Below are 25,939 nucleotides of genomic sequence, written 5' to 3' on the forward strand. Positions count from 1 at the left end.
GGGGTTGGCGGTAGCCCTGCAAAGAGCCACCAACCCATTTCCTTGATTTAGTTGATGGACCACATCCGCACGTTGCTTGCGTTGCGGATTTCCAGCTTGCCCGAGCTAGTCAGCACCAGCTTGCTGCCGACCTGATTTTTGGCCGCCTTGTCGTCAGGCCACTTCTTGAGCACTTTCTCGCGCAGGTCATAAGCGATCAGGCGACCGGCGTGGCGGTCAAAGGCAATGCGCCCTCCCGGGTGATCGGTAAAACCGCTTTCCCAGACCTTTGATTTACCCGTCACACCACCGCTGCCTCCGGCGCGCTTGAGTGCGTACAGCACAAGGTTGCCGTTATCTTCGCGGATGAGTTGGTGCGTTTTAGTCACGACCTGATTGAGCTGATCCCAGTCAAGACCGCCCGCATTCCATGAGACCTCATTAGGCATCAAGTACGCGGAGCGCTGCTCGACGGGCAGGCACTGCTCAGAGCCTGAGCCGCCCGGCGTCGCCGGGAAGCTGTACAGCGTCGTGGCAATGAGTGGAATGCGGTGCTCCAAGGTAAAGATTTTGATTTCTGGCAGCAAGGTGATCTTGACTTGCTTTTTGCCCAGCTTTACGTCGATGCCAGGCTTGAGCTTGGCTGCGGCGGCCAGTTTCAGATCCATGCCAAAGGCCAGTGATTTGCCGGTGATGCCGCATGTTGGCGGCAGTTGCTTGATGGTGTCCTGCGGAAAGTTGCTCGCTTGCATGCCGCCGATCTGCCCCACCAGCGCCAGAGGCAGGGACGCTCCGGCACTGCCTTCCAGCAGACTTTCGGCCACGCCGCGTGGGCCAGCGGTGACGGCCAGCTGCACGCCGGGCGAGAACTCACCGTTGGCCACAACGCCCATGCTCAACTTCGAATAAGTCTTGACCTTGAAATTGCCGCTGGCGCGTTGCGGGATCTTGATGCCGTAGCACAGCGTGACTTTCAGCACCTTCTTGCAGCGTGCACCGATGTCGACGTCCATGTCATAGAACATGCGCACCTGTTTAGCCATCTTGACTTGCAGCCCGATGGCCCCTTCGGTCGTGGCAGTGATGCCAGCCTTAAGCTTGACTGGAAACACAACACCCGCAGGGCTGGCACGGTTGAGCAGCAATTCAATGCCCAGCAGTGTCTTCGTGTCGCTGACAGACTTTACGCGCTTGAGCTCAGCGGGGGCCGAGGTCTTGCCCGCAGGCATCTGGGCTGCAGCCTGATCCACGCCAGTGCTCGGCGCAGTGCCGCCCGCGCCACTGGCCATGGCGCTCATGCTGTCGGCACTCTGGTTAGCAGGGAAGCTCAGAGGGTTCCACTGCGTGGTGCCTTTGTCATCCTTCACACCCACCGCTCCGAAGGCCTGACCGCTGTAACCCACGCCTGCCAGAGCTTCGGCCCCGACCGTCAGATCAATCACGCCACGGCCATTGGCCGAGAAGTCCACTGCAGCGAAGGGAAAGACTGGCAGCGGCATCCAGCGCAGCGACATGCTGCCGTAGGGCGTAACAGCGAGGTTGCCTTCAAGCTTGAACTTGCCAACCAAGATGCCCTGCTGGAACTTGATCTCCAGCAGACTGACATTGCAGCCCAGCTTCTGGTCAGGCAGCAAATCGAGCAGCATGGTGCACTTGGCCGGGCTCGCAGAGTTGGCAGCACTTGCAGCCAGTGTTCTGGCCTTTCTGCTGGCGCTGACGCTCAGCAAGGTGCAGTCTGGTGCGAGGGGGTTCGCCGCGCAGGCGCTTGCGACGCTGCGCACGGCAGCTTGGCCGCTGCTGAGCTGAACGCCGGATTCACTGCGAAGCAGTTGAAAGCCGCCGTTGCCGCCGTCAACCAGGTAATAACCATGACCGGCCGGAATCGCGCGGCCATGGCCTGGAATCCACACTGCCAGATCGCGCGCGGCATTGAGCTGGCTGCTCGGGCTGCTTAGGCTGCGGCTTTGCAATTTCTGCGCCTGCTGTTGCAGTTGCTGCAACTGCGGATCTTCTTGCCCGTCGAGGGTGATCTTCACCTGAGCGACTTCGTCAAATACGGCAACTTCGCCTGAGTCGAAGGCCGAAACTGCGCTGTATACCTCGCCGGGATCCACATCCTCGAGTCTGAAGCGCCAGTTGTTGGCCACGTTGGCGGGCAGGATCTCTGTGATGCGCTGCAAGGGATGTTCAGCACTGGAGCGGGCCAGCACGGTGTCCACGCTGGCCTGGGTCAATGCTTGCACCAGCGCCGGATCGCTGACCTGGCTGAACTCCACCACATCGCCGGTGTACTGCGCCACGTAGCTGGCACCTTGGCTGTCCAGCTCGATGAGGCTAGGTACATCGTCCAGCAGCGTGTTTTCGGTCAGGCCGAACTGGGCCGACACATGAGCGTCCTCGTTTGCGACGATGCGGCAGCCACCGTCAGTCAGCGCTTCAGGGCAACCTGCCCAGCGCACGAACTTCCAGCCTTCGTCAGGCGTTGCATACAAAGTCAGCGTCGCAGCCGGGGCGCTGCGGTCGTAGCGATAGATCATGCGCGGATTGCTGTCATTGAGTCTGACTTGGGGCAACTCTGCAACAGTGATGATGCCGCCAGTGTCCACGTCAATATGCAGACTGCCTAAGGTCGCACTGCTTCGGCTGGGCGGGGTGACGCTTTCATGCGGGTCAAAAGCCTCCAGCAAGGCTGCATCCAACTGCTCAGGGGCTTGGGCATAGGTCTGCTCCAGCGTCAAGCCGCTGGACAAAGGGCTGCGCATGGCGCTGAGGTAATCAAACGTGATGCGCTGCAGATGGGGCGGCAACTGGGGGTTAAAGGCCAACACATCGTCAAAGTTGACCAGGCCGTCGCCGGTCAGGTCCGAGCGGATGAACTCCGTGGCCATGGCATCCTGATAGTAGCGAATGCGCTCATGAGTCTGCAGCTCGACATAGTCATCGGTGCGCCGGCTGATGTAATCACTCAAAGGGTTGAGGATGACTCCAGACTGCTGCAATTGCCTGCCTGTTAGCAGCAAATGACCGTAATTCGTGGCAGGAGTGCCCTGCGAAGTGTCGATGGAAGTGCCTTCTTGCTGGGCGGCCAACCGGGCTTCTTCATTGACTCTGCCAACGCGCACGGTCAGCAACTGGTCGGCCAAGTCACCCGGGAGCTGGAGGGTAGCGACTGCACCAGTAATCGGTGCTTCAGGAAGGTCACGATCCGGGAAATCCACCGCCTGCACGGTCAGCAGGTTCAGCTGTGATGCGCCTGGTAACTGTGTCATTACAGTGCCTGCGGCCGGTCTGCTATCGGTGCCGGGGCTCCAGGCATCTGCGCTATCCCCGCCGCCGCAAGCCTGCAGCAACAGGCCGATCAATGGCGCAAGCCAGTATTTTTGAAACGAAAACGCCATCATCCCTATCCCTCGCGATACCTTGCCAGAGCGGGTCGTATCAACGACCCGCAGTTACAGCTGGAAACTGTAACCAGAGACGAAGGACTGGGGAATCACTGAAATTGGTTAATTTCAGTGCTAATTGGCGTTATTTCCAGCGCGTAGGCTCGACGAACACCGTGCCCAGATTGCTCGACAGCGTTAGCTGGCCTTCCTGAATCGTGGCTTGCAGCTGCATGCTGCGCTCGGCCAGAGAGCCCAGTTGCTGGGCGATTTCGGAGTCGATGTAGTGAATCTCGAGCTTGCTCTGGCGGGCCAGTTTGCCTTCCAAGCCTTTCCACCAAATGTGAGCGGCGTGGTTAAACGGATAGACCAGCATGTGGTCAGACTTGTTGCAGGCCTTGGTGATGGGCTTTTCGTCGGGCTGGCCGACTTCGATCCACAGGCGTTTTTGGCCGGTGTAGTCGGTGATGTGCACATCCGGATCGTCCGGGTCAGACAGGCCAATGCCAAAGCCCAGCGTGCCGTCGCCGTTGCACAGGTCTTGCAGCTTCCAAGCGTTGAGCGCCAGAGCGACCAGACGGACCATCATGCGGTCGTCGGTCTCGCTGGGGTGGCGGGCCAGCGTCATGTTGTGGTCTGCGTAGTAGCCGTGGTCAATGTCGGCAATCGACAGATTGACTTTGAAAATGGTGGACTTGATGGCCATGGCGGGGTTCCGTTGTCGTTCTGCCCGCAGGCAGCCCTTTTAAAACTATCAAAAACAAGAGCTGCCAGCCCTAATAAATTTTAGGTTTGGCAGCTCTTTGATGCTGAAGCACTTGAATATCAAGGACTAGCAGCTATCCTTTTTAAACGCGCTTGGCGAGTTCGGCAGCCTTGCCGATGTACGAAGCAGGCGTCATCGCCAGCAGGCGGTCTTTGTCAGCCTGAGGAATTTCCAGACCATTGATCAGACCGTGCAGGTCTTCGGCCAACACCGTCTTGCCGCGGGTCACTTCCTTGAGCTTTTCGTAAGCACCTTGCACGCCATAGCGGCGCATCACGGTCTGGATAGGCTCGGCCAGCACTTCCCAAGCGTTGTTCAGGTCGTCTTGCAAACGCTCTTCATTGAGCTCCAGCTTGTTCAAGCCGGTCATCAGCGAGGCGTAGGCCAGCGTGGTGTAACCAAAGGCCACGCCGATGTTGCGCAGCACGGTGGAGTCGGTCAAGTCACGCTGCCAGCGCGAGACGGGCAGCTTTTCTGCCAGATGCTTGAGCATGGCGTTGGCCATACCCAGATTGCCTTCGCAGTTCTCAAAGTCGATAGGGTTGACCTTGTGCGGCATGGTGGACGAGCCGATTTCGCCAGCCTTCAGGCGCTGCTTGAAGAAGCCCAAAGACACATAGCCCCAGATGTCGCGCGACAGGTCGATCAAGATGGTGTTGGTGCGGGCCATAGCGTCAAACAGCTCGGCCATGTAGTCGTGCGGCTCGATCTGGATGGAGTAAGGCTGGAAGTTGATGCCCAGGCCCTTGGGCTCAGCGGCTTCCACCACGTTTTGGCTGAAGGTTTCCCAGTCAAACTCGGGCCAGGCCGACAGGTGGGCATTGTAGTTACCCACGGCGCCGTTCATCTTGCCCAAAATCTTCACGCCAGCGATGTTGGCGGCAGCCTTTTGCAGACGCACGACCACGTTGGCCAGTTCCTTGCCCACGGTGGTGGGGGAGGCGGTCTGGCCGTGGGTGCGGCTGAGCATAGGCACTTCAGCGTACAAGTGAGCCATATCGCGCAGCTTGGCGATGATGCCTTCTACGGCGGGCAGCAGCACGGTGTCGCGACCGACGCGAATTTGCAGGGCGTGGCTGGTGTTGTTGATGTCTTCGCTGGTGCAGGCAAAGTGCACAAACTCGGCGGATTTTTGCAGTTCTGCATGGCCGTCAAACTGGGCCTTGATCCAGTACTCCACGGCCTTCACGTCGTGGTTGGTTGTCTTTTCGATGGCCTTGATGGCGTCGGCATCCGCTTCGGAGAAGTTGGCAACCAAAGCGTGCAGATAGTCGCGCGATTGCGCGGACAGGGCGGGAAATTCGGCAAAGCCGGCATCCGACAGGGCGATGAACCAAGTCACCTCCACCTGAACACGGCGGTGCATATAGCCGTATTCGCTCATGATGGGACGCAGGGCAGACAGCTTGGCGGCGTAGCGGCCGTCCAGCGGAGAAATGGCGGTGAGGGAGGACAGGTTCATGGTGGCGCAATTGTAGGTGCGTCAAATCACTCACACGCTCAACTGGGTTGCTCACCTGCTATGGCTGAGTGTTGCTAAAGCGGGGAACACAGCCAAGCAACGACGTATCAAGGCTTGTGTTGGCGCCTCTCAATAGAGGTTGGCAGCATGACAACTGCGCGTGGGCAGCGCATAGAATCAATCTCATCGCCCGGCCCAGTGGCCGAAATCTTATGTGCCATGGAACAGCTGTTATGAAACTAATAGGCTCCACCACCAGCCCCTATGTGCGCAAAGTTCGCGTGGTGCTGGCTGAAAAGAAGCTGGACTATCAATTTATTGAAGAGAACCCGTGGGAGGCGGATCTCTCACCCGGTACCGGCAACCCTCTGGGCAAAGTGCCGCGCTTGGTGATGGAGGGCACGGAGGCGATGTTCGACTCCCGCGTCATCGTCGAATATCTGGACACACTCTCGCCCGTGGGCAAACTCATCCCCGGCACAGGCCGTGAGCGTGCCGAAGTCAAAACTTGGGAAGCGCTGGCTGATGGTTTGTTGGATGCAGCCATTTCTGTGCGCTTAGAAGCGACTTGGAGCGGTCGAACACAAGAGCAGCGCAGCCAAGCATGGATGGATCGCCAAATGGGCAAGGTCAATGCCGCGCTGAAGGTGATGTCGCATGGCTTGGCAGAAAAGCCGTTTTGCTGCGGCGGCATTCACCTGACGCTGGCCGATGTCAGCGTCTGCTGTGCTCTGGCCTGGCTGGATTTCCGCTTTCCCGAGCTGGACTGGCGTGCCGATCATCCGAATCTGAACACTTTGCTGACCAAGCTGGCAGCGCGCCCCAGCTTTGTGAATACGGTGCCGCATTAAGCGTTGAGCCCAAGCAAAGAAAAAGGCCACTTGTCAGCGGCCTTTTTGCTGCGGAATAAAAAAGTTGCGAAGCATCCCGAAACGAATTAAGAGAGGGAGGGAGGAGAAGCGCTCCGGGGGTTTTCAATGGGCGGACCCAAGGGCTTCGCAACTGGAAATGGGTGAATGCAGACCTCGTAAGTTCATCGCACCTGTCTATCAGATGGGACACTGTTGCAGAAGTTCCAGATCTGATGAGCATTGTTTATGTAACAGTTTGGTGGCGACTGTAGGTTTTTCTTGATGAAATCTGCCAGCGGGCAGAAAACAGCATTCACGCACTTCCAGATGCTTTGTTTTTCTACATAACTTGCGCCTTCGCAGAGCTGTGAAAGACGAAATTCCAAAGCTTGAGCACCGCTTCGCGCTGGACCTTGACCTGCTCAGGCTCCAATTGGCCAGATTGCTCATCGAGCCTCGCCACATGCTGCAGGCGGCGCAGCTCGCGATAGGCTTTGGCAGCTTCATAACCCACGCCTTTGGGCAGCAGACCCGCGTCTTCCGCGCGTTGCAGCAGGGCGATGTTGCCAACGTTGGCAATCAACTCAGGGTGAGCGCCAGACTGGGACAGCACCAAGTACTGCACAGCAAACTCTGCATCGACCATGCCGCCGGGGCTGTGCTTAACGTCAAACAGGCCGCCGCGCACCGTGTGGGCGCTGCGCACGCGTTCGCGCATGGTTTCAATTTCGCTGCGCAGGGCCGCTGCATCACGTGGCGCAGTGATGACCGCCTGACGCACATCGTCAAAGCGCTGGTGCAGGTGCAGATCGGTAACGGACTCGCCTGCGGAAGAGGGAAAATCTCGGCTGCCCAGCACAAAGCGGGCGCGGGTCATGGCCTGATGCTCCCAAGTCCACGCCGTATTGCTGCCGCGCTGCTGCTGGTAGTTGGCATAGGACTCGAAGCTGCTGACCAGCAGGCCCGAGTTGCCGTTGGGGCGCAAGGCCGTGTCAATCTCAAATAGGTCGCCCTCGCCTGTTTTCACAGTCAGCCAGTTGATGAGCTTGCGCACATAGGCGGCATAGACCTCGGCGGCGCGGTCATCGTCATCGTCGAACACAAAGACGATGTCCAGATCGCTGCCGTAGCCTAGTTCTTTGCCGCCCAGTTTGCCGTAGCCGACGATGCCAAAACGTGGCGTATCGCGGTGGCGGTTTTTGAGGCGTGCCCAGCACCACTGAGCGGTGATGCGCAGCACGCTGTCAGCCAAGGCGCTCATGTCGTCAGCGACTTGCTCTACGGTAATGCGGCCTTCAATATCGCGCGCCAAGGTGCGAAAGACTTCGGCATGGTGGGCGCGGCGCAGCAAGTTGAGCAGGGTTTCGTCATCGTCTTCGCCTGTGGAGTGCAGCGCGGCAAGGCGCATGCCCAGCTCACGCTCAAAGTCGGCTGCAACAAAGCGCTCTTTCAAAATGGCATCGCTGGCCAGCTCATCAATGACGCCGGGGTGCTGCTGGAGGTATCGCGCAGGCCAGCGTGCCGCCCCCAAAAGGTGTAGCAACCTGTCGTGGACTGCCGGGCGTTCCAGCAATAAAGCGAGGTAGCTTTCGCGGCGCAGCAAAGGCTCCAGCCATTGCAAAAAGCGCTTGCCGGCTTCTACGCTGGCTTGGCCGCTTTCCACCCACTGCGCTGTGCGCTCTACCAGTCTGAACAGACGTGCCCGGGCTTCGTCGCGCAGGCCGTTGATGCGGGTGTTGTTGCGCCAGTCGGTAACTTGTCCGGCCAGCGCCGGTGGCAAAAGCTCAATCAGCTCCTCAAGGTCTCGGGGCGTAGTGCCGCTGGCAGCTGTTTTGGACGTATTGCAGTTACCCGTGTTGCACTGCTGGGCGTCACCGCCGAGCAAGGTGTCGAACTCTTGGGCAACCAGCTCGCGGTACTCGTCTAGTTGGTGCAAAAATCGAGATACATCGGCAAAGCCCAAAGTGCTGGCAATCCAGCCTAGATCGTCGTCGCGGGTGGGCAGCACATGGGTTTGCTGATCATCCAAGTACTGAATGCGGTGCTCTACTTGGCGCAAAAAAGTGTAGGCACGGCTTAAAGCATCGGCAATATCAGCGCTCATCAAGTTGGCGCGCACCAAGCGCTGCAAGGCTTCTAGCGTGGGGCGGCAGCGTAGCTCGGGGAACTGGCCTCCGCGCACAACTTGCAGCAGTTGCACGATGAATTCAATCTCACGGATGCCGCCGCGTGACAGCTTGACGTCGTTGGCGCGCTCAGGGTGGCCAGCACTGCGTTTGGTCGCGTGGTCACGAATTTGGCGGTGCAAAATGCGCAGCGAATCAAACACTGCGTAGTCCAGATAGCGGCGAAAGACAAAGGGCAAAACCACGTTGCGCAGAGCCTGCACATTGGGCGTTTTGGTGTCGCAAAGCGGTGCAACAACGCGGCTTTTGAGCCAAGCAAAGCGCTCCCATTCGCGGCCATGAATTTGCAGGTATTCCTCTAGCGAGGCCAGCGAAACAGCGGGCGCGCCCGAGTTGCCGTTGGGCCTCAGGGCTAGGTCGACACGGAAGACAAAGCCATGCTCGGTGGTATCACCCACCAAGGCGTAGATGCCTTTGACGGCGCGGCCAAAATACTCGTGGTTGGAGATCACGCCCCGGCCATCGATCTGGCCTGCGGTTTCGCCGTCATGCTCGTAGACATAGATCAGGTCGATGTCGCTGGAGACATTGAGCTCGCGAGCGCCCAGCTTGCCCATGCCGATGATCCAGAACTGCACGGGCTGACCTGCAGGACCTTGCGGTGCGCCATAGCGGGTATCTAAATCAGCGCGCACCTGTGTGCATGCACGGTCTAAAGCGATCTCAGCGAGCTCAGTGACTGCACGCGTCACTATAGAAAGAGGAGCGCTTTGCTCGCAATCCAAAGCGATGATGCGATCCATCACCAACTGGCGCAGCACGCGCAGGGCGGCGGAAAGATCGAGCCCGCGCGACTGCAGTGTGGTCAGCGCTTGCTCCATCAGTGCTCGGTCGGGGGCTCCTGGCGGTAAGGCATCAAACCAGTTTTCGTAACGGCGGTGCAAGCGCTGGACAAAGCGCGAGTACTGGGCCGGAGAAGAAACATTGAGGGCGTTATCTGCCATGGTTTGCTCTGAGGACTGCATGCGGACCGTAAAAATGGGGTCAGGCTGGGAGGTAATCAACTAGGCAACATGTGGTTACCGTCACGCGCGCAAGAGCGCCGGTCATAATTCCTGCCATTCCTAAGCCACCGATGATCGAACCGAAACCACTCCCACCTCGCCAAATCCATAGGCTGGCCAGCATGGCACGGTGGGCTTTAGGGCTGGTCCTGAGCCTATGGCTCCTACTAGCCGCCGTGTGGGGAGGGCTTCATTTCTGGATTGTGCCGCGAATCGGCGAGTGGCGTCCCGAGCTTGAATCCCTGGCCTCTCGCACGCTTGGAATACCGGTTTCTATCGGCTCTTTGTCCGCTTATCGCTCTGGCTTGATTCCCTCTTTTGAGCTGCATGATGTGGCGCTGCGTGATCCTGTGGGTGATAGTGAGGCCTTGCATTTGCGCAAGGTGGTCGTGGCAGTAACAGCCCACTCACTAATGACCCTTGGCGTTGAGCAGATTTATGTGGATAGCCCGGATCTCACGGTGCGCCGGGCTGCGGATGGGCAGATTTTTGTGGCGGGCATTGCCATTGCCTCAGGCCCCAGCAAGGGCACGAACTCTGACTGGATTTTTTCCCAACCTGAAATTGCGATTCGCCACGGCAAGCTGCAGTGGATCGATGAAATGCGCGATGCGCCGCCATTACAACTGCAGGATGTGGACTTGGTGCTGCGCAACAAAGGCTGGAGCCATTCGCTGCGCCTTGATGCAACGCCGCCTGAGGCTTGGGGCCAGCGCTTTACCGCCATGGGCAACTTTAAAGAGCCGCTGCTGTCGGTGCATGAAGGTCGACTCGAGCGCTGGAGCGGTCAGGCTTATCTGGACTTTCCGCAGGTCGATTTGTCGCAGCTGAGCCAGTATTTAGAGGCGCAAGACTGGAAGCTGCAACAGGGCAAAGGCTCGGTGCGCGCATGGGTCGATTTAAGCCATGGCCAGCCTGTGGGCGCGGTGGCCGATGTTGCGGTGCAGCAGCTGCAACTGCAGTGGAAAGACAAGCCCGAGCCTCTTGCGCTGCAGGCTTTGCAAGGGCGGCTGCGCGCTAAAGATCAGAACGGCTATGAGTTTTCAGTTCAGGGCCTGAAGTTCACGGCAGATGATGGTTTGCACTGGCCCAAGGGCGACTTCAGCCTGCGCTATACGCCTGCCGGGGCGCCAGAGCAAGGCATTTTGGGTGAGCATGGCGATGTCAAAGCCGATGGCATTGACTTGGCCATTGCTGCGCAAATGTTGCAGCGCTTGCCGCTGCCAGAAGGGCTGCAAGCTCAGATTAAGGCACTAGAGCCAGCAGGGCAGCTGAGTGATCTCAAACTCTCATGGCGCGGTGCTTTACAGCAGCCATCTCAGTACAAGGCTTCTGCTCGCTTCGAACAACTGGCTTTGCACTCTCAGCAGTCGCCACAAGGGCCTGATCATTTAGGCGCTCCCGGCTTCAAGGGGCTGAGCGGCAAATTCACGCTCGACCAAGACCAAGGCGAGGCCACCTTGGCTAAAGCGCCAGACTCTGGCCAAGCCATGATGAGTTTTCCCGGTGTGTTTGAAGACCCCGATGTGCCATTTAACCAGCTTGAAAGCACGGTGCGCTGGGAGGTCAAGCGCAATAGCAAGCCCAATGGCAAGGAAAACGACAAGGCTCAAGGCCCGTCGATCAAGGTGCAAGTGCTCAAGCTGCGTTTTGCCAATGAGGATGCTGCAGGCCAGGCACAGGCAACTTGGCAGACCGGCGCTGGCACCAAGGAGCAGCCGCGTTTTCCGGGCTTGCTGGATTTGAAGGGGGAGCTGAGCCGCGGCAAGGGCGAGCGTGTCTATCGCTATTTGCCCAAAGAGCTGGGCAGCGATGCGCTGCGCTATGTGCGTGAGGCAGTGGCTTCGGGGCAGACCAACGCGGTGACTTTCCGCGTAAAGGGTGAGCTCGAGCAGTTCCCGTTTGACAAAGCGCCCGAAGGCGACTTCCACATCAACGCCCAAGTGCATGATGTGAATTACCACTTCGTGCCCGACTACCTACTAAACCCCGGTGAGAAACCGTGGCCGCCGCTCACCAAGCTCTCGGGCGAGCTGGTGTTTGATCGCAACTCCATGCAGGTGCGCAAGGCCAAAGGCTTTTTGGGTCATACCCCTGTCGTGGTGGACGAGGCACAGGCCGGTGTGGCCGATTGGCACAAGACCGAAGTCGAGGTCAATGCCAAGGCCCATGGGGCGCTGGCCGATATGCTCAATGTGGTGCAAGCCTCGGCGCTATCTCCACTCACTGCTCATGTTTTAGATAGCAGCCGCGCCACAGGTAATGCCAAGCTCAACCTGAAACTGCATTTGCCCATCATGCATTTGGAGCGCAGCATGGTGCGCGGCGATGTCACGCTGGCGGGCAATTCACTGCAATTGATGCCCGATGTACCGCTGCTGACGCAGGCGCGTGGCAATGTGATGTTTTCAGAGACCGGTTTTCAGCTCCAAGGCGTGCAGGCCAAGGCTTTGGGCGGTGATGTGCGCATTGATGGCGGCATGAAACCTGTAGCTGACGCCAATACGCCTGCAGTGCAGATGCGCGTGGAAGGCGTGGCCACAGCGCAGGGCCTGCGCGATGCCAAGGAAATGAGCGAGCTATCGGCTTTAGCCCAGCACCTGCAGGGCCAAGCGCGGTATGGAGTGCAAATCAAAGTGCTACACAGCGAGCCTGAGATCAGCGTGCAGTCTGATTTGCAGGGTATGGCCGTGCAACTGCCTGCGCCCTTGGGTAAATCGGCTGAAAGTGCCCTGCCCTTGCGTGTGAGCCGCACCGTGGCGCCAGTGGCCAAGCCGCTGACCGATCAGCTCAGCGTGCAGTGGGGCAACTCTGCAGCGGCCTTGCTAGAGCGCGATATCAGTGGCGAGCAGCGCCGCATCACGCGAGGCAGCTTGGAAGTGCAGGAGTCTGGCAAAGCGGAGGTACGGCTGCCACCCTCTGGCATACGCGCCAATGTGCAGCTGCCGGTACTTGATTTGGATGCGTGGGGCCACTTGCTGCCTGAGGATAAGGAGCCTGCAGTGGGCGCAGCAGCGAATACGACTGAAGAGGTTTGGCGCCAGTTTTTGCCGCAGCAGCTGACGCTCAAGGCGCAAGAGGTCAAGCACCATGGCCGGTCGCTGCACGATGTATCGCTGCAGCTCAGTCAGGTCAACAAGGTCTGGATCAATCAGATTCAGGCGCGTGAGTTGGCGGGTCGCGTGGAGTACCGCGAGCCGTCCGCGCAGGAGCCGGGTGGCACGATCATCGCCAAGCTCTCGCGCATGACGATTCCTGATGGCCCTGATGAAGAGCCAGATGCGCCAGTCACGCAGCAAAGTGTCGTGCGTGAATTGCCTTCTTTACAGATCAGCGTAGAGGATTTTCAGCTGGGCAAGCGCTCGCTGGGCAGTCTGGATGTGGTGGCGCGCAACCACTTAATCGCTGCAGCGCCGGGCTTGCGTGAGTGGCAGCTGTCCCGCTTTAACATCACCACGCCAGAGGCTGTGCTCACGGCACAAGGCTCGTGGAGCATGCGCAGCAGCGATAAAAAGCACCCCGGTCAGACGCAGATGCAGTTTCAGCTCAATCTGCGCGATGTAGGCAAGCTGCTCAATCGCTTTGACATGCCGGGCGTGGTGGCCAACGGACAGGGTGATTTGAAGGGCGATGTGAGCTGGACGGGATCACCCGTGACGCCACTATTCAAGACCATGTCTGGCGCTTTGCACCTAGAGGTACAAAAGGGACAGTTTTTGAAGGCAGAACCGGGGCTGGCCAAGCTGCTGGGGGTGCTGAGCCTGCAAGCCCTGCCTAGGCGCTTGACGCTGGATTTTCGCGATGTGTTTCGCGATGGTTTCTCGTTTGACTTTATGCGTGGCGACGTCACCATTCAGCGCGGCATTGCCAAGACCAATAATATGCAAATGAAGGGCGTGAACGCTGCGGTGTTGATGGAAGGCTCAGCCGATATCGACAAGGAAACGCAGGACTTGCATGTGGTGGTCGTGCCAGAGATCAATGCCTTGTCTGCATCGCTAGTCGCCACCGCAATCAACCCTGTCGTGGGGCTGAGCAGCTTTTTGGCGCAGATGATTTTGCGTGGGCCGTTGATTGCTGCGGCCACCAAGGAGTTTCACGTTCACGGCAGCTGGGAAGACCCGCAGGTCACAGAGCTGCCGCGCCGCAGCGGCGCCAAGCCCGGCGCGGCCTCTGAGCCTGCTGGCGGTGAAGCCATCAAAAAACCCGCCCCCGCTAACCCCTAGGAAACACCATGAAGATTGCCGCCTTGCAAATGGTTTCTGGCTTGAATGTGCCTGCCAACTTGGCGCAAGCCCGTAGCCTGATGCAGCAGGCCGCAGGGCTGGGTGCTGAGTTGGTGGTTTTGCCCGAATATTTTTGCGCCATGGGCGCCAAAGACACCGACAAACTGGCCTACCGCGAAGCGTTTGGCGCGGGGCCCATTCAAGACTTTATGGCGCAGGCAGCCAAAGAGCTGCAGTTATGGGTGGTGGCCGGCACTTTGCCGCTGCAGGCGGATGACGATCAGCATGTGCTCAACACCAGCTTGGTTTATGCGCCCAGCGGCGAGTGCGTAGCGCGCTACGACAAGATTCATCTGTTCCAGTTTGATAACGGCCGCGAGCATTACACAGAGGCGGCTGCGGTGCAGGCTGGAACGCAGCCTGTGGTCTGCGATATACAGGCCAAAAATGGCGAAACTTGGCGTCTGGGCTTGAGTGTTTGCTATGACCTTCGCTTTCCCGAGCTGTACCGGGCGCTAAGCGCACAAGGCGCTGATTTATTGCTGGTGCCCAGTGCCTTTACCTACACCACAGGCCAAGCGCACTGGGAGGTGCTGCTGCGCGCCCGAGCGATTGAAAATTTGGCCTATGTGCTGGCGCCGGGCCAAGGCGGTGTGCATGAAAACGGCCGCCGCACTTGGGGCCACAGCCTGCTCATTGACCCCTGGGGCGAGGTGCAGGTACTGCAGGCCAGTGGCTCTGGCGTGGTGCTCGGTGAGATCCGTCGCGATCGCTTGCAGCAATTGAGGCAACAATTACCGGCTTTGACCCATCGCGTGCTGTGACCGAATCATTGACCCCCAAAGGCGAACTGCCCGAAGACCACCCCACACACTGGCCGTGGCGGCGCTGGCGCATGGCCTGGAAGCGTTGGTCACTATGGACTTTGCTAGTGGCGCTAGTGGTCAGCATGCTCGTCACCATGGTGTGGTTGGCTGGCCGCTACGAAGCATCCCAGGTACAAGAAAAGCTCGAACGCGACACGGCCAATGCGGTGGGCGACGTGCGCACAGCGCTGGGCCGCAATTTGCAGGACTTGCTGGCGCTCAATGTCTACAGCGATAACCATGAAGCGTGGCATGCGCATGCGGCGGAACTGCTGCAAATGCGTCGGGACTTGATGCGCATTGAATGGCGCAACAAGAACATGCGCATGATTGCCCATGCCGAAACACCTTATCGAACCTTGCTGCTAGACGATGAAACGCAGGCGATGGATTTGCATTCCAGCGAATCGCTGTTGTGCTCACAGGCTCGGCGTTTTAACGGGCCTTTTTACTCGCCAAGCCGGTTTCAGTTGTTGGGCGAAGGGCTGGGTACGGAGACCATGCAAGTCTGCATGCCGTTGACGGAAAACGGCCATTTCATCGGCTATGTGCTGGGCACATATAGCTTGCAGGGCATTTTGATGGCGCAGGTCGCCAAAGCGCTGCCGCGAACGCAGGAGGTGTCATTTACCGAGCCTGATGGCACTCGCTTGGCGATGGTGGGGGCGGCATGGCGTGGCTCGCGCATGTTTACGGCCCAGCAACTGCTGGACTTGCCCGGCAACACGCTGGTGCTGCGCATGGACAGCTGGCATCACGCACCTAGCGTGTTCCCCAATGTGATGACGGCGCTGGTCACGGCCATGTCGATTGCACTGGTGTCCGTGGTGGTGGTGCTCGTGCGCGACAACCGCCGCCGCTTGCGCGCTGAGCGTGATCTGGGTGACGCACTGGCGTTTCGCAAAGCGATGGAGGATTCGCTGGTCACTGGCATGCGAGCGCGCGATTTACAGGGGCGCATCACCTATGTGAACCCGGCGTTTTGCAACATGGTGGGCTTTTCGGCCACAGAGCTGTTGGGGCTGGATGTGGCGCCCTACTGGCCGCCCGAGTTAGCGCAAGAGTATGTCAATCGCCGCGATCAGCGTTTGGCAGGCTTGCTGCCTACCCCTCGACAAGGCCACGAGAGCGTCTTCATGCGCAAAGATGGCTCGCGCTTTCCAGTGCTTATTTTTGAGGCCCCATTGATTACCGCACAGGGTCTACATACTGGCTGGATGAGCGCTTTTGTCGACATTAGCGAACAGCGCCGCATGGAAGATGTGTCGCGTGCTTCGCATGAGCGATTACAGGCCACGGCCCGCTTGGCGACGGTGGGCGAGATGGCATCCATGCTCAGCCATGAGTTGACCCAGCCCTTGGCCGCTATCTCAAGCTACGCCACTGGCTCGCTCAATATGCTGGGCCATCAGGAGATAAGCCCTGAAGACGAGCGCTTCAAGGACTTGCACATGGCCATGAAACGCATCAGCTTGCAGGCTGACCGAGCAGGAAAGGTCATCAAAAGCGTGCGCGACTTTGTGCGCCGACGTGATAAATCCAGAGAGGCTGTTCAAGCGATCGAGTTGATTGACGCAGTCATGCCGCTGGTCAATTTGCAGGCGCACAAACTCAATGTGAGCGTGCAGCTGGAGTTAGAGCCCGCGCTGCCCGGTGTGCTGTGCGACGCCACCATGGTCGAGCAGGTGCTGCTTAATCTGGCGCGCAACGGCATGCAGGCTATGGATGTGCCTGACCTTAAAAATCGCGTGCTGACGCTAAGAGTCAGGCGCAGTTCTGAGGGGGATAACGGGCGTTGGGTAGAATTTTCAGTACTGGACTGTGGATCTGGGATTTCTCAAGAGGTCGCCGAGCTGCTGTTCACCCCCTTCTTCACTACTCGCTCGGAAGGCATGGGTCTAGGCCTGAGCCTGTGCCGCACGGTGGTCGAGCAACATGGCGGTCATCTTGATTACCGCCCGCATCTCCCGCAAGGCACGGAATTCTTTTTTACCCTTCCGGCCGACAGCGAACTCACAGAAAACTAGGCTTCATGGAACCTGTAACCGACGCTACCGTCTATGTCGTAGACGATGACGCTGATGTCCGAGAGGCATTGGCATGGCTGCTGCGTTCACGCAGATTGCTCAGCGAGTGCTATCGCAATGCCGAAGAGTTTGAGAAAGCCATTCTGGACAATGAACCTGTGAGGCGCCGCCCCTCTTGTCTGCTGCTCGATATGCGCATGACGGGCATGAGTGGCTTGTCATTGTTCAATCGCATGCTCGAGCGCAAGCAAGTCGAGGCCATGCCCGTGATTTTCTTGACCGGACACGCTGATGTGCCCACGGCGGTAGATACGGTCAAGCGCGGTGCCTTCGACTTTTGCGAAAAGCCTTTCTCGGATAACGCACTGGTGGACCGTATTGAGCAGGCATTGGCATTGTCTGCAAAGCACCTTGCCGCTTTGCAAGAGCGCGAAATGGTGCGCAAGCGTTTGGGCGAGTTAACTGAGCGCGAAAAAGACGTGATGACGCTGGTGGTCGACGGCGTACCGAACAAGCTGATCGCCGATAAGCTCGACATCAGCGTGCGCACCGTAGAAGTGCACCGAGCACGTGTCTTTGACAAGATGCAAGTCAAATCAGCCGTAGAGCTGGCCAACTTGCTACGCCACGCTTGAGGTACAAGCTTTAGAAATAAAAAAGCCCCGAATTTCGGGGCTTTTTTGATGGGCCTAAGCCTTGGTTATTGAGCGCGCTCACCCACGAAGATCTCAACACGGCGGTTGCGCGAGCGACCTTCATTGGTTGCGTTCGAGGCCACGGGCTGACGCGAGCCCATGCCTTGCACCTGAACGCGGGCACCGTTGACGCCGCGGGACGTCAGGTAGTGGCGGGTGCTTTCAGCGCGTTGCAGCGACAGGGGGTCGTTGATGGAGTCAGAGCCTGTGCTGTCGGTGTGACCGATGATGCGCACTTCCGCGTTGGGGTTGTTGCGCAGACCCTCGGCAAAGCGATCCAAGATCGGGGCGAAGTTGCCCTTGACGTCGGAGCGACCGGTGTCAAAAGAAATGTCGCTAGGAATGTCCAGCTTAAGCTGGTTGTCAGCAGTTTGCGTCACGCCCACGCCAGTGCCTTGGGTCGCGGCTTCCATTTCAGCTTTTTGCTTTTCCAGATTCTTGGACCAGATGTAGGATCCCAGAGCGCCCACGCCCGCACCAATCAGCGCGCCAGAGCCTGCGTGGCCACCAGCGATGGCACCGATGGCTGCACCACCCAGTGCGCCCACGCCTGCGCCTGTGGCGGTGCGGCGTGTGGTGTCCGACATGCCGCTGGGAGCGGCGCAGCCGGTGATCAACAATGCAGAGGCCAGAGCGGCCGATACAGCCATTTGCTTGCGCATAAAAAACTCCTTAGTGGAATAAATGACCTCAATGGTCTTGCAAAAACCAGCGTTGCTGGAATGAGGCAACGGCGCTAGCGTACTGCTAAGAAGCCGCGAAAAACGTAGGACGCGTGCTAGCGCATGATTCGGATGCAAAAAATTGTCACAGTCGGAGCCTGCCGCTGGGCTTGGCTTTTTATCTGCCGCGCCCTGCGCTAATCTGGAGACGCCTTGTCATGTACCGCATTCTTATGGGCTTTTGTCGATGTTGTTACAGCGTCTGAAGTAGGTAACTCGCCCTTTTTTCGACCCGAGAACATCGTCCACCACACAATAGCGGCCAGAATCACCAACGCTAGCAGTGCTTCAAGCAAAATTAGACCCATGAATGTTCATCTCCTGCGCCATGCTTTACTGGCGCTGATTGTAGGAAGCCTGGTGGCATGTACCACCACCAAGCAGCAAAGCGATCCGATGCCGGTGCCAGAAATGGCTCCGCACGGAGGTGCTGCCACTACACCCAAGCCACCGTTTACTGCCAATGTACCGACTAAAAGCCGTTGGGTGTCAGTCGATTGGGGGGATTTGCCGGGTGTCCCGCAAGACTCGCTCAATGAAGCGTGGAATGCTTGGATCAAAAATTGCGAGCGTCCCAGTACCGTGTTTGCAAGCTTGTGCAGCGATGTGCGCCGCCTGAGCATTGCTTCAGAGGACGAGCAGCGCAGCTGGATGATGAGCACTCTGCAGCCCTTCCGCATTGAAGCCAGCACGGGCAGCCCCGACGGCATGTTGACCGCCTATTACGAGCCCGTGTTTGAGGCGCGCCGTGTGCAGGGCAATGGCTTTAATGTGCCGCTGTACCAAACGCCGCAAGGCTTTGGCAAGCGCAAGCCGTGGTTCACGCGCCAGCAAATCGATACCAGCGCTGAGGCGCAGGCTGCGCTGGCAGGCCGTGTGATTGCGTGGATGCGTGACCCGGTGGATATGCTGATACTGCACATTCAAGGCTCGGGTCGTCTGATGCTGACAGAGACCGATGGCCGCCAGCGCATGATTCGCGTGGCCTATGCAGGCACCAATGACCAGCCTTACAAGAGCGTGGGCCGTTGGTTGCTCGATCAAAACTTGGTCCGCGATGCGACGTGGCCCGGCATCAGTGCTTGGATTGTCGCCAACCCCTCGCGTGTGAACGAAATGCTGTGGAGCAACCCGCGCTATGTTTTCTTTCGCGAAGAAGCGTTGAACGACTTTGACGCCCAGTTCGGCCCCAAGGGCGCACAAGGTGTGGCGCTGACGCCCGGTCGTTCGATTGCGGTGGATCGCAACAGCATCCCTTACGGCACGCCAGTATGGCTTTCTACACCCGGCCCTACGGTGTCGCTCAACCGCCTGGTGTTTGCGCAAGATACGGGCAGTGCCATTGTCGGCGCCGTGCGAGCGGATTACTTTATGGGTTGGGGCCCCGAGGCGGGCGATGTGGCGGGCCGCGTCAAACAGCCGCTCAAGCTATGGGCCTTCTGGCCCAAGAGCCTGGTCAACTCTGCACCGCATTTGAAGTAAATGCTATTAAAAAAAGAGCTTCTAGTTCTTATGAATCAAGACTAGAGGCTCTTTTTGCTTGAAAAATCAGAACGAATCCGTGAAATAACGCTTTACGACTGGCGGCTCTTTGCCTTTATGGAAGCTGAGCTTGCGGTCGCGCAAGGCGACATCGTCGGCCGTCACACGCTCAAAGCGGCGCAGGTGCTCCGTCCATGATTCATCGGTGATTTGCTCAATAAATCGCTCAGGGTGGCTCATGCTGTGCAGCAAGCTCCACGACAGCGCACCTTGGCGCAGGCGGCTGCGGCGGCTGTGCTCCATCAGCTTCTTAAAGGCAGCGGCGCGGCTGGGCTCCACCAAATACTCAATAGTGACGACGACGCGGCCAGCTTCGTACGGTGTATCGGCAGTCGGTGGGGCGAGTGCTTTGGAAGGGCTCAAATCTTCTTCGATGTTGCGGCTGGGGTTGAAGTGCTGCACCAGCAGCATGGCGCTTAAGCCACTCACCGCAGCAATCGCCATGCTGGTTTGCACCGAAGTGAGGCTGGCGAGCTTGCCCCATACAGCCGCGCCAATGGCCGTGCTGCCCATGATGGACATCAGATAAATCGACATGCCGCGTGCCCGCACCCAATTGGGCAGCGCCATTTGCGCGGCAACGCCCAGCGTATTGGCAGTGGCTAGCAAGGCAAGGCCAGAAAGCATCATGGCCGGCACAGCGACGGTGATATGCGGAGCGAAAGCCACGATCAGTGTGGCCAAACCCTGCGCGCCCACGCCGATGAGAACGGTGCGCTCATTCGAGAGTGCAGCGCGGATGCGCGGCAGCACCAAGGCTCCCAGAATGGCGCCAGTGCCCATAGCAGCCAACAGCCATGTGAATGTGCTGGCACTGCTGTGGTTGTTATTGAGACGTTGCGCAGTCAGTGGCAGCAAGGCCATGACGGCCGTGGCTTGCAAAAAGTAGCAGATGGTGCGCAGCAGCACCGCATGCATGCGGGGCGATTCTTTGATGAATTGCAGGCCCACACGCATGGCAGAACCGAGCCGCTCGCGCCCGAGCGGATTGTCGGGTTGCTGGCGCTTCCAGCGCAGCAGCACAAAGCCTGAAATGATGGACAAAGCCGCATTGAGCACAAACACCCAGGCGCTACCCAAGCTGGCAATGATGGCGCCCGCCACCAGTGGACCGATGATGCGCGAGGCATTCATGGCGATGCCATTGAGCGCCATGGCCAGTGGCAAATGGTTTCTGGGGACCAGCTCAGGAATCAACGCCGAGAAAACTGGCCAGCGCATGGCCAGACCGATACCGTTGGCAAACACCAGTGCAAGCAGCAAGTTAGGCGTGAGCTTGCCGGAAAGAACGACCACACACAACAGCAGCGCCACACCTGCGACCCAAAACTGGGTGACGATGAAGTAGCGGCGCCTGTCCAAAATATCGGCCAACGCCCCGCTGGGTAGCGCCAAAAAGAATACCGGCAAGGTCGATGCCGATTGCACCAAGGCCACCATCACGGGCGAGGTGGTCAGCGACGTCATCAGCCAAGCCGCTGCTACATCGTTCATCCACATGCAGATGTTGGCCGTCATCCAGATCAACCACAGCATGCGGAAAGTGGGTGCGCTTAAGGGTGCCCAGACGCCGGGTGCTGCGGCAGGCGGCGCATGAGCGTGGGAATGCGCGGCCGATGGGTCTTCCAGCAACTTTGATTCTGAATTCAGCGATTGAGGAGAGGGTGCGGCAGAGTCGTCTTGGGCCATGTGCTCAATTTTGTCGGATGAAAGTTGATGTGACAAATACTTAGTGCCTCAGCCCTTGGCTGGCTGCGCTGCAGTTGGTGCGTTTTAGGTGTTGGTGAGCGTGCTGGGCAGTGGCAAAGAGCTGCTGGCCTTCACCTCACCCAGCGAAAAAATCGTGTGCACATCCTTCACGTTGGGCAGGCGCAGCAGCACGTTGCGTACAAAGCCTGAAAAGCTCTCTAAATCACGCGCCACAACCTGCAGCTCAAATGTGCCCGCGCCGCTGATGTAGTGGCAACTGGTCACCTCGGGCAGCAGGCGAATGGCTTCTTCCATGCGCTCGGTGATGTCTGCCGTGTTCTGCGCCGCATCCACGCGCACAAAGGCCAGTACGCCTAAGCCCAGTTTATGGCGGTCTAGCGTAGCGTGATAGCCGGTGATGTAGCCGGCTTCCTCCAGCGCCCGCACGCGCCGCCAGCAGGGGGCGGCAGACAGGCCTACGCGCTGGGCCAGTTCGGCGTTGGTGAGACGGCCGTCCATTTGCAGCTCATTCAAGATGGCCCAGTCAAAACGATCTAGTTGATTCATTTTTAGTAATTTATAGCAAGATTCTTTTAAAAACTAGGTTAATCCCGGCAATAAAAAGAAAGCTCTATTCAGGTGATCTTCCTTAAACTTTGGCAAAACAGCTAGTGTTTTCTGCATAGATTGCAGAAGTGCTTTAAGCAAGATGTCGCCCTGGCAGCTACCCGCGCCAGAGTCGGCAACCCACATGGAGAGATCCGCCATGAATGCCCCTTTGCCTGATGAAGTCCGTCGTGCTCTAGAGTCCGTGACTCTGGACGACAAGTATTCCCTAGACCGCGGTCGCGCCTTTATGAGTGGCGTGCAGGCACTGGTCAGGCTACCCATGCTGCAGCGGCTGCGTGATGCGCAGGCAGGGCTCAATACGGCGGGTTTCATCAGCGGCTATCGCGGCTCGCCGCTGGGCAGCTATGACCAATCACTGTGGGCTGCCAAAAAGCACATGGAGGCGAACCATATCGTCTTTCAGCCGGGCGTGAACGAAGAGCTGGGCGCTACGGCGGTTTGGGGCTCACAGCAGCTGGATCTCTACCCCGATACCAAAAAATTTGATGGTGTTTTGGGTATTTGGTACGGCAAGGGGCCGGGTGTTGACCGCTGCTCTGATGTGTTCAAGCACGCCAATATGGCCGGCACCTCAAAGCATGGCGGTGTGATTGCGATTGCGGGGGATGACCACATCAGCAAATCCTCCACCGCTGCGCACCAGAGCGACCATATCTTTAAAGCCTGCGGCACGCCGGTGTTCTTTCCCAGCAATGTGCAGGACATTCTGGACATGGGCCTGCATGCCTTTGCCATGAGCCGCTTTTCAGGCCTTTGGTCGGGCATGAAGACGATTCAGGAAGTGGTCGAGTCGTCGGCGTCCATTGAAGTAGATCCTGACCGTGTCAATATCATCCTGCCTGAAGACTTTCAGATGCCGCCCGGTGGCTTGCATATCCGCTGGCCTGACCCACCGCTGGAGCAGGAAGCACGGCTGATGAACTACAAGTGGTATGCGGCGCTAGCCTATGTGCGGGCAAATAAGCTCAACCACAACGTGATTGCGAGCGCGAATGATCGTTTTGGCATTATCGCCAGCGGCAAGGCCTATAACGACACGCGCCAAGCGTTGGCCGATTTAGGCTTGGATGACGACAATTGCCGCCAGTTAGGCATTCGCTTACACAAGGTTAACGTGGTTTGGCCGCTAGAAGCCACCATCACCCGAGACTTTGCACGCGGCTTGCAAGAGATTTTGGTGGTTGAAGAAAAGCGCCAAGTCATCGAATATCAAATCAAGGAAGAGCTCTACAACTGGCGCGATGACGTACGGCCCAATGTGGTGGGCAAGTTCAGCGACGACCACGGCGGTGAATGGTCGCTACCCAACCCCAGCAGCGACTGGCTGCTGCGCCCGAATGCCGATCTGACGCCCGCCTTGATTGCCAGAGCGATTGCTGCACGCTTGAAAAAGCTGGGCGTACCCGAGCATATCGAGGCACGCATGCAGCAACGCCTTGCCGTGCTCGATTCCCGCGAAGCCGCGCTGCAGCTTGCCAAAGAGGCATCGACAGGCGACCGCACGCCCTGGTTTTGCAGCGGCTGCCCACACAACACCAGCACCCGCGTGCCCGAAGGCTCGCGCGCCGTGGCGGGTATTGGCTGCCACTACATGACGACGTGGATGCCTGACCGCAATACCAGCACCTTCACACAAATGGGCGGCGAAGGCGTGACTTGGGTGGGGCAGGCTCCGTTTACCACCGAGCCACATGTGTTTGCCAATTTAGGCGATGGCACTTACTTTCATAGTGGGCTGCTGGCCGTTCGCCAAAGCATTGCAGCTGGCACCAACATTACCTACAAGGTGCTCTACAACGATGCCGTGGCAATGACGGGTGGTCAGCGCGTGGGCGAGCGAGCTGAGGGCCATACGGTGCTGCAGATCATGAACAGTCTGCTGTCTGAGGGAGTGCAAAAGCTGCTCATCGTGACGGACGAGCCGCAAAAGTACGACGGCGTGAAGCTAGGCGATGGCGTGACCGTGCACCACCGCGATGAGCTAGATGCGATTCAAAAGCAGTTTCGCGAGATCAAAGGCTGCACCGTCATCATTTACGACCAGACCTGCGCCACCGAAAAACGCCGCCGCCGCAAACGCGGCACCATGAAGACGCCCGATAAGACGGTGATCATTAACGAGTTGGTGTGCGAGGGCTGCGGTGATTGCTCGGTGCAGTCCAACTGCCTGTCGGTTGAACCGGTGGAAACCGAGTTTGGCCGCAAGCGCCGCATCAACCAAAACAGCTGCAACAAAGATTACTCCTGCGTCAAAGGCTTTTGCCCCAGCTTTGTGACCGTGGAGGGCGGCGCTTTGAAAAAGCCCAAGCAAGAGAAAAAAGGCAGTCTTGACGCTTTGCCAAACATTCCTGAGCCAGTGCTGCCTGTGGCCGAGCAGGCTTGGGGCATTGTGGTGGCCGGCGTGGGCGGCACGGGCGTTATCACCATCGGATCGCTGCTGGGCATGGCTGCGCACTTGGAAGGCAAAGGCGTGGTCACCCAAGATGCGGCGGGGCTGGCTCAAAAGGGCGGCTCCACTTGGAGCCATATCCAAATTGCGAACCGCTCTGATGCCATCTACACCACCAAGGTGGATATGGCCAAGGCTGATTTGGTGATCGGTTGCGACCCCATCGTGGCGGCCACGCCAACGACTTTGTCTGTGATGCAGCCGGGGCGCACCTATGTGGCGCTTAACAGTCATGCAGCGCCCTCTGCTACTTTTATCGGCGACCCTAACTGGCAATCGCCTGCGGCACGTTGTGCGACAGCGTTGGCAAATGCGGTGGGCTTTGACGCTTTGGGTAGCTTTGATGCGGAAAAAGCGTCTTCGGCTTTACTGGGCGACAGCATCTACGCCAACCCCATGCTGCTGGGTTACGCCTGGCAAAAGGGCAAAGTGCCGCTGAGCCATGTAGCGCTGATGCGCGCCATGGAGCTCAACGGCGTTCAAGTGGCTAAAAACCAAGAGGCTTTTGAGTGGGGCCGCCGCTGCGCCCATGATTTGAATGCTGTGCGTGCGCTCTATCAGGCCACGCAAGTGATTGAGTTCGTCAAAAAACCTTCGCTTGAAGAAATGTTGGCCAAGCGCGTGGAGTTCCTTCGCGCTTACCAAAATGACGCTTATGCCCTGCAATATTCAGACTTTGTGGCCAAGGTGCGAGCCAGCGAAGAAAAGCTAGGCCGCGACAAGGATGTCCCGCGCCTGTCGCAGGCCGTGGCGCGTTATCTGTTCAAGCTGATGGCATACAAAGATGAGTACGAAGTGGCACGTTTGCACACGGATGCATCGTTTAACCAAAAGATTAGCGACATGTTCGAGGGTGACTACAAGGTGGTGCATCACCTGGCCCCTCCCGGATTGGCCAAAAAAGACGCACAGGGGCACTTGCTGAAAAAGTCTTACGGCGCTTGGATGCACAAGGCCATGGGCCTGCTAGCGGGCATGAAAGGTTTGCGAGGCACGGCGTTCGATCTATTTGGGCGCACTGAGGAGCGCCGCACCGAACGGGCCTTGATCGTGGAATATCGTGCGTGCATTGAAACGCTGCTGACCGGCCTAAAAGCCGACAAGCTGTCTCTGGCCGTAGAGATCGCGTCAATTCCTGAAGAGATTCGTGGCTACGGCCATGTCAAGGAGCGCAATTTGGCGGCAGCGCGAAGCAAATGGGCGGCTCTGATGACGCGCTGGAGCCAAGCGCCGATTGCAGCTATTGAGACTGAGAAGCTCGATGCAGTGAACTAATTGCGTCAAGATGTCTCCATACAAAGGCCGGGGTAATCCGGCCTTTGTATTGGGCATGCCTCTCTAATATAGATAGCTGCTTGTGCTGGTACTGATTGACATTGAGAACTAAAACAACAGAAAAACAATGTAGATCATGGACTTGGCGCTATACATTTATCTGGCTTGATGGCTGCTTAAGCGCTGT

The 25,939-nt window shown here is 58.3% G+C and carries 15 protein-coding genes; 7 read left to right on the forward strand and 8 right to left on the reverse strand.

Annotated features, from left to right (window positions below; all coding sequences use genetic code 11):
- Positions 1-47: 47 nt before the first annotated feature.
- From KUF54_RS11295 to purB, 3 genes are all read right to left on the reverse strand, one after another.
- Complete coding sequence (locus tag KUF54_RS11295) at positions 48-3,377, reverse strand: hypothetical protein (RefSeq protein WP_219342921.1); 3,330 nt, start codon at positions 3,375-3,377, stop codon at positions 48-50.
- A gap of 130 nt (positions 3,378-3,507) precedes the next feature.
- A complete protein-coding gene (locus KUF54_RS11300) occupies positions 3,508-4,068 on the reverse strand; it encodes a YaeQ family protein (RefSeq protein ID WP_169106667.1) in 561 nt (186 codons plus the stop codon).
- A gap of 142 nt (positions 4,069-4,210) precedes the next feature.
- Positions 4,211-5,590 (reverse strand): adenylosuccinate lyase, encoded by a 1,380-nt coding sequence (gene purB / locus KUF54_RS11305; protein WP_219342922.1) that lies wholly within the window; start codon positions 5,588-5,590, stop codon positions 4,211-4,213.
- Between the two features lie 233 nt (positions 5,591-5,823).
- Between purB and KUF54_RS11310 the strand changes: the two genes are divergently transcribed.
- Positions 5,824-6,441: a glutathione S-transferase C-terminal domain-containing protein gene (locus KUF54_RS11310; protein WP_219342923.1), complete on the forward strand. Its 618-nt coding sequence runs from the start codon at positions 5,824-5,826 to the stop codon at positions 6,439-6,441.
- Between the two features lie 340 nt (positions 6,442-6,781).
- Here KUF54_RS11310 and glnE read toward each other — a convergent pair whose 3' ends face one another.
- Positions 6,782-9,571: a bifunctional [glutamate--ammonia ligase]-adenylyl-L-tyrosine phosphorylase/[glutamate--ammonia-ligase] adenylyltransferase gene (gene glnE, locus KUF54_RS11315; RefSeq protein WP_219342924.1), complete on the reverse strand. Its 2,790-nt coding sequence runs from the start codon at positions 9,569-9,571 to the stop codon at positions 6,782-6,784.
- Between the two features lie 182 nt (positions 9,572-9,753).
- On the opposite strand from glnE, the gene KUF54_RS11320 reads away from it, so the two are divergent.
- The 4 genes from KUF54_RS11320 (at position 9,754) to KUF54_RS11335 (ending at position 17,385) form a co-directional block, all read left to right on the forward strand.
- Positions 9,754-13,857, forward strand: a complete 4,104-nt coding sequence (locus KUF54_RS11320) for a YhdP family protein (RefSeq protein ID WP_219342925.1) — start codon at positions 9,754-9,756, stop codon at positions 13,855-13,857.
- Between the two features lie 8 nt (positions 13,858-13,865).
- The gene (locus tag KUF54_RS11325) at positions 13,866-14,681 is read left to right on the forward strand and encodes a carbon-nitrogen hydrolase family protein (protein ID WP_219342926.1); all 816 of its coding nucleotides are present in this window, start codon (positions 13,866-13,868) and stop codon (positions 14,679-14,681) included.
- Between the two features lie 71 nt (positions 14,682-14,752).
- Positions 14,753-16,750 carry a nitrogen regulation protein NR(II) gene (locus KUF54_RS11330; RefSeq protein ID WP_370627609.1) on the forward strand — a complete coding sequence of 666 codons (1,998 nt, stop codon included), beginning with the start codon at positions 14,753-14,755 and terminating at the stop codon, positions 16,748-16,750.
- Positions 16,751-16,755: 5 nt separating this feature from the next.
- Positions 16,756-17,385, forward strand: a complete 630-nt coding sequence (locus tag KUF54_RS11335; RefSeq protein WP_219342928.1) for a response regulator transcription factor — start codon at positions 16,756-16,758, stop codon at positions 17,383-17,385.
- A gap of 65 nt (positions 17,386-17,450) precedes the next feature.
- Here KUF54_RS11335 and KUF54_RS11340 read toward each other — a convergent pair whose 3' ends face one another.
- Entirely contained in the window at positions 17,451-18,107 is a 657-nt protein-coding gene (locus KUF54_RS11340) for an OmpA family protein (RefSeq protein WP_219342929.1), read from the reverse strand.
- A gap of 366 nt (positions 18,108-18,473) precedes the next feature.
- On the opposite strand from KUF54_RS11340, the gene KUF54_RS11345 reads away from it, so the two are divergent.
- The gene (locus KUF54_RS11345) at positions 18,474-19,649 is read left to right on the forward strand and encodes a murein transglycosylase A (RefSeq protein ID WP_219342930.1); all 1,176 of its coding nucleotides are present in this window, start codon (positions 18,474-18,476) and stop codon (positions 19,647-19,649) included.
- Between the two features lie 66 nt (positions 19,650-19,715).
- Here the strand turns inward: KUF54_RS11345 and KUF54_RS11350 are convergent, their stop codons facing one another.
- From KUF54_RS11350 to KUF54_RS11360, 3 genes are all read right to left on the reverse strand, one after another.
- On the reverse strand, positions 19,716-21,398 hold the full coding sequence (locus tag KUF54_RS11350; RefSeq protein ID WP_219342931.1) for an MFS transporter: 1,683 nt from the start codon (positions 21,396-21,398) through the stop codon (positions 19,716-19,718).
- Between the two features lie 84 nt (positions 21,399-21,482).
- Positions 21,483-21,965 carry an Lrp/AsnC family transcriptional regulator gene (locus KUF54_RS11355; RefSeq protein WP_219342932.1) on the reverse strand — a complete coding sequence of 161 codons (483 nt, stop codon included), beginning with the start codon at positions 21,963-21,965 and terminating at the stop codon, positions 21,483-21,485.
- A 33-nt stretch (positions 21,966-21,998) separates the two neighbouring features.
- A complete protein-coding gene (locus tag KUF54_RS11360) occupies positions 21,999-22,166 on the reverse strand; it encodes a hypothetical protein (RefSeq protein ID WP_219342933.1) in 168 nt (55 codons plus the stop codon).
- Here KUF54_RS11360 and KUF54_RS11365 point away from each other — a divergent pair.
- Positions 22,165-25,752, forward strand: a complete 3,588-nt coding sequence (locus KUF54_RS11365) for an indolepyruvate ferredoxin oxidoreductase family protein (protein WP_219342934.1) — start codon at positions 22,165-22,167, stop codon at positions 25,750-25,752. The genes KUF54_RS11360 and KUF54_RS11365 overlap by 2 nt on opposite strands.
- Positions 25,753-25,939 lie beyond the last annotated feature (187 nt).

The sequence above is a fragment of the Comamonas sp. Y33R10-2 genome, from assembly GCF_019355935.1.
Lineage (GTDB): Bacteria > Pseudomonadota > Gammaproteobacteria > Burkholderiales > Burkholderiaceae_C > Comamonas.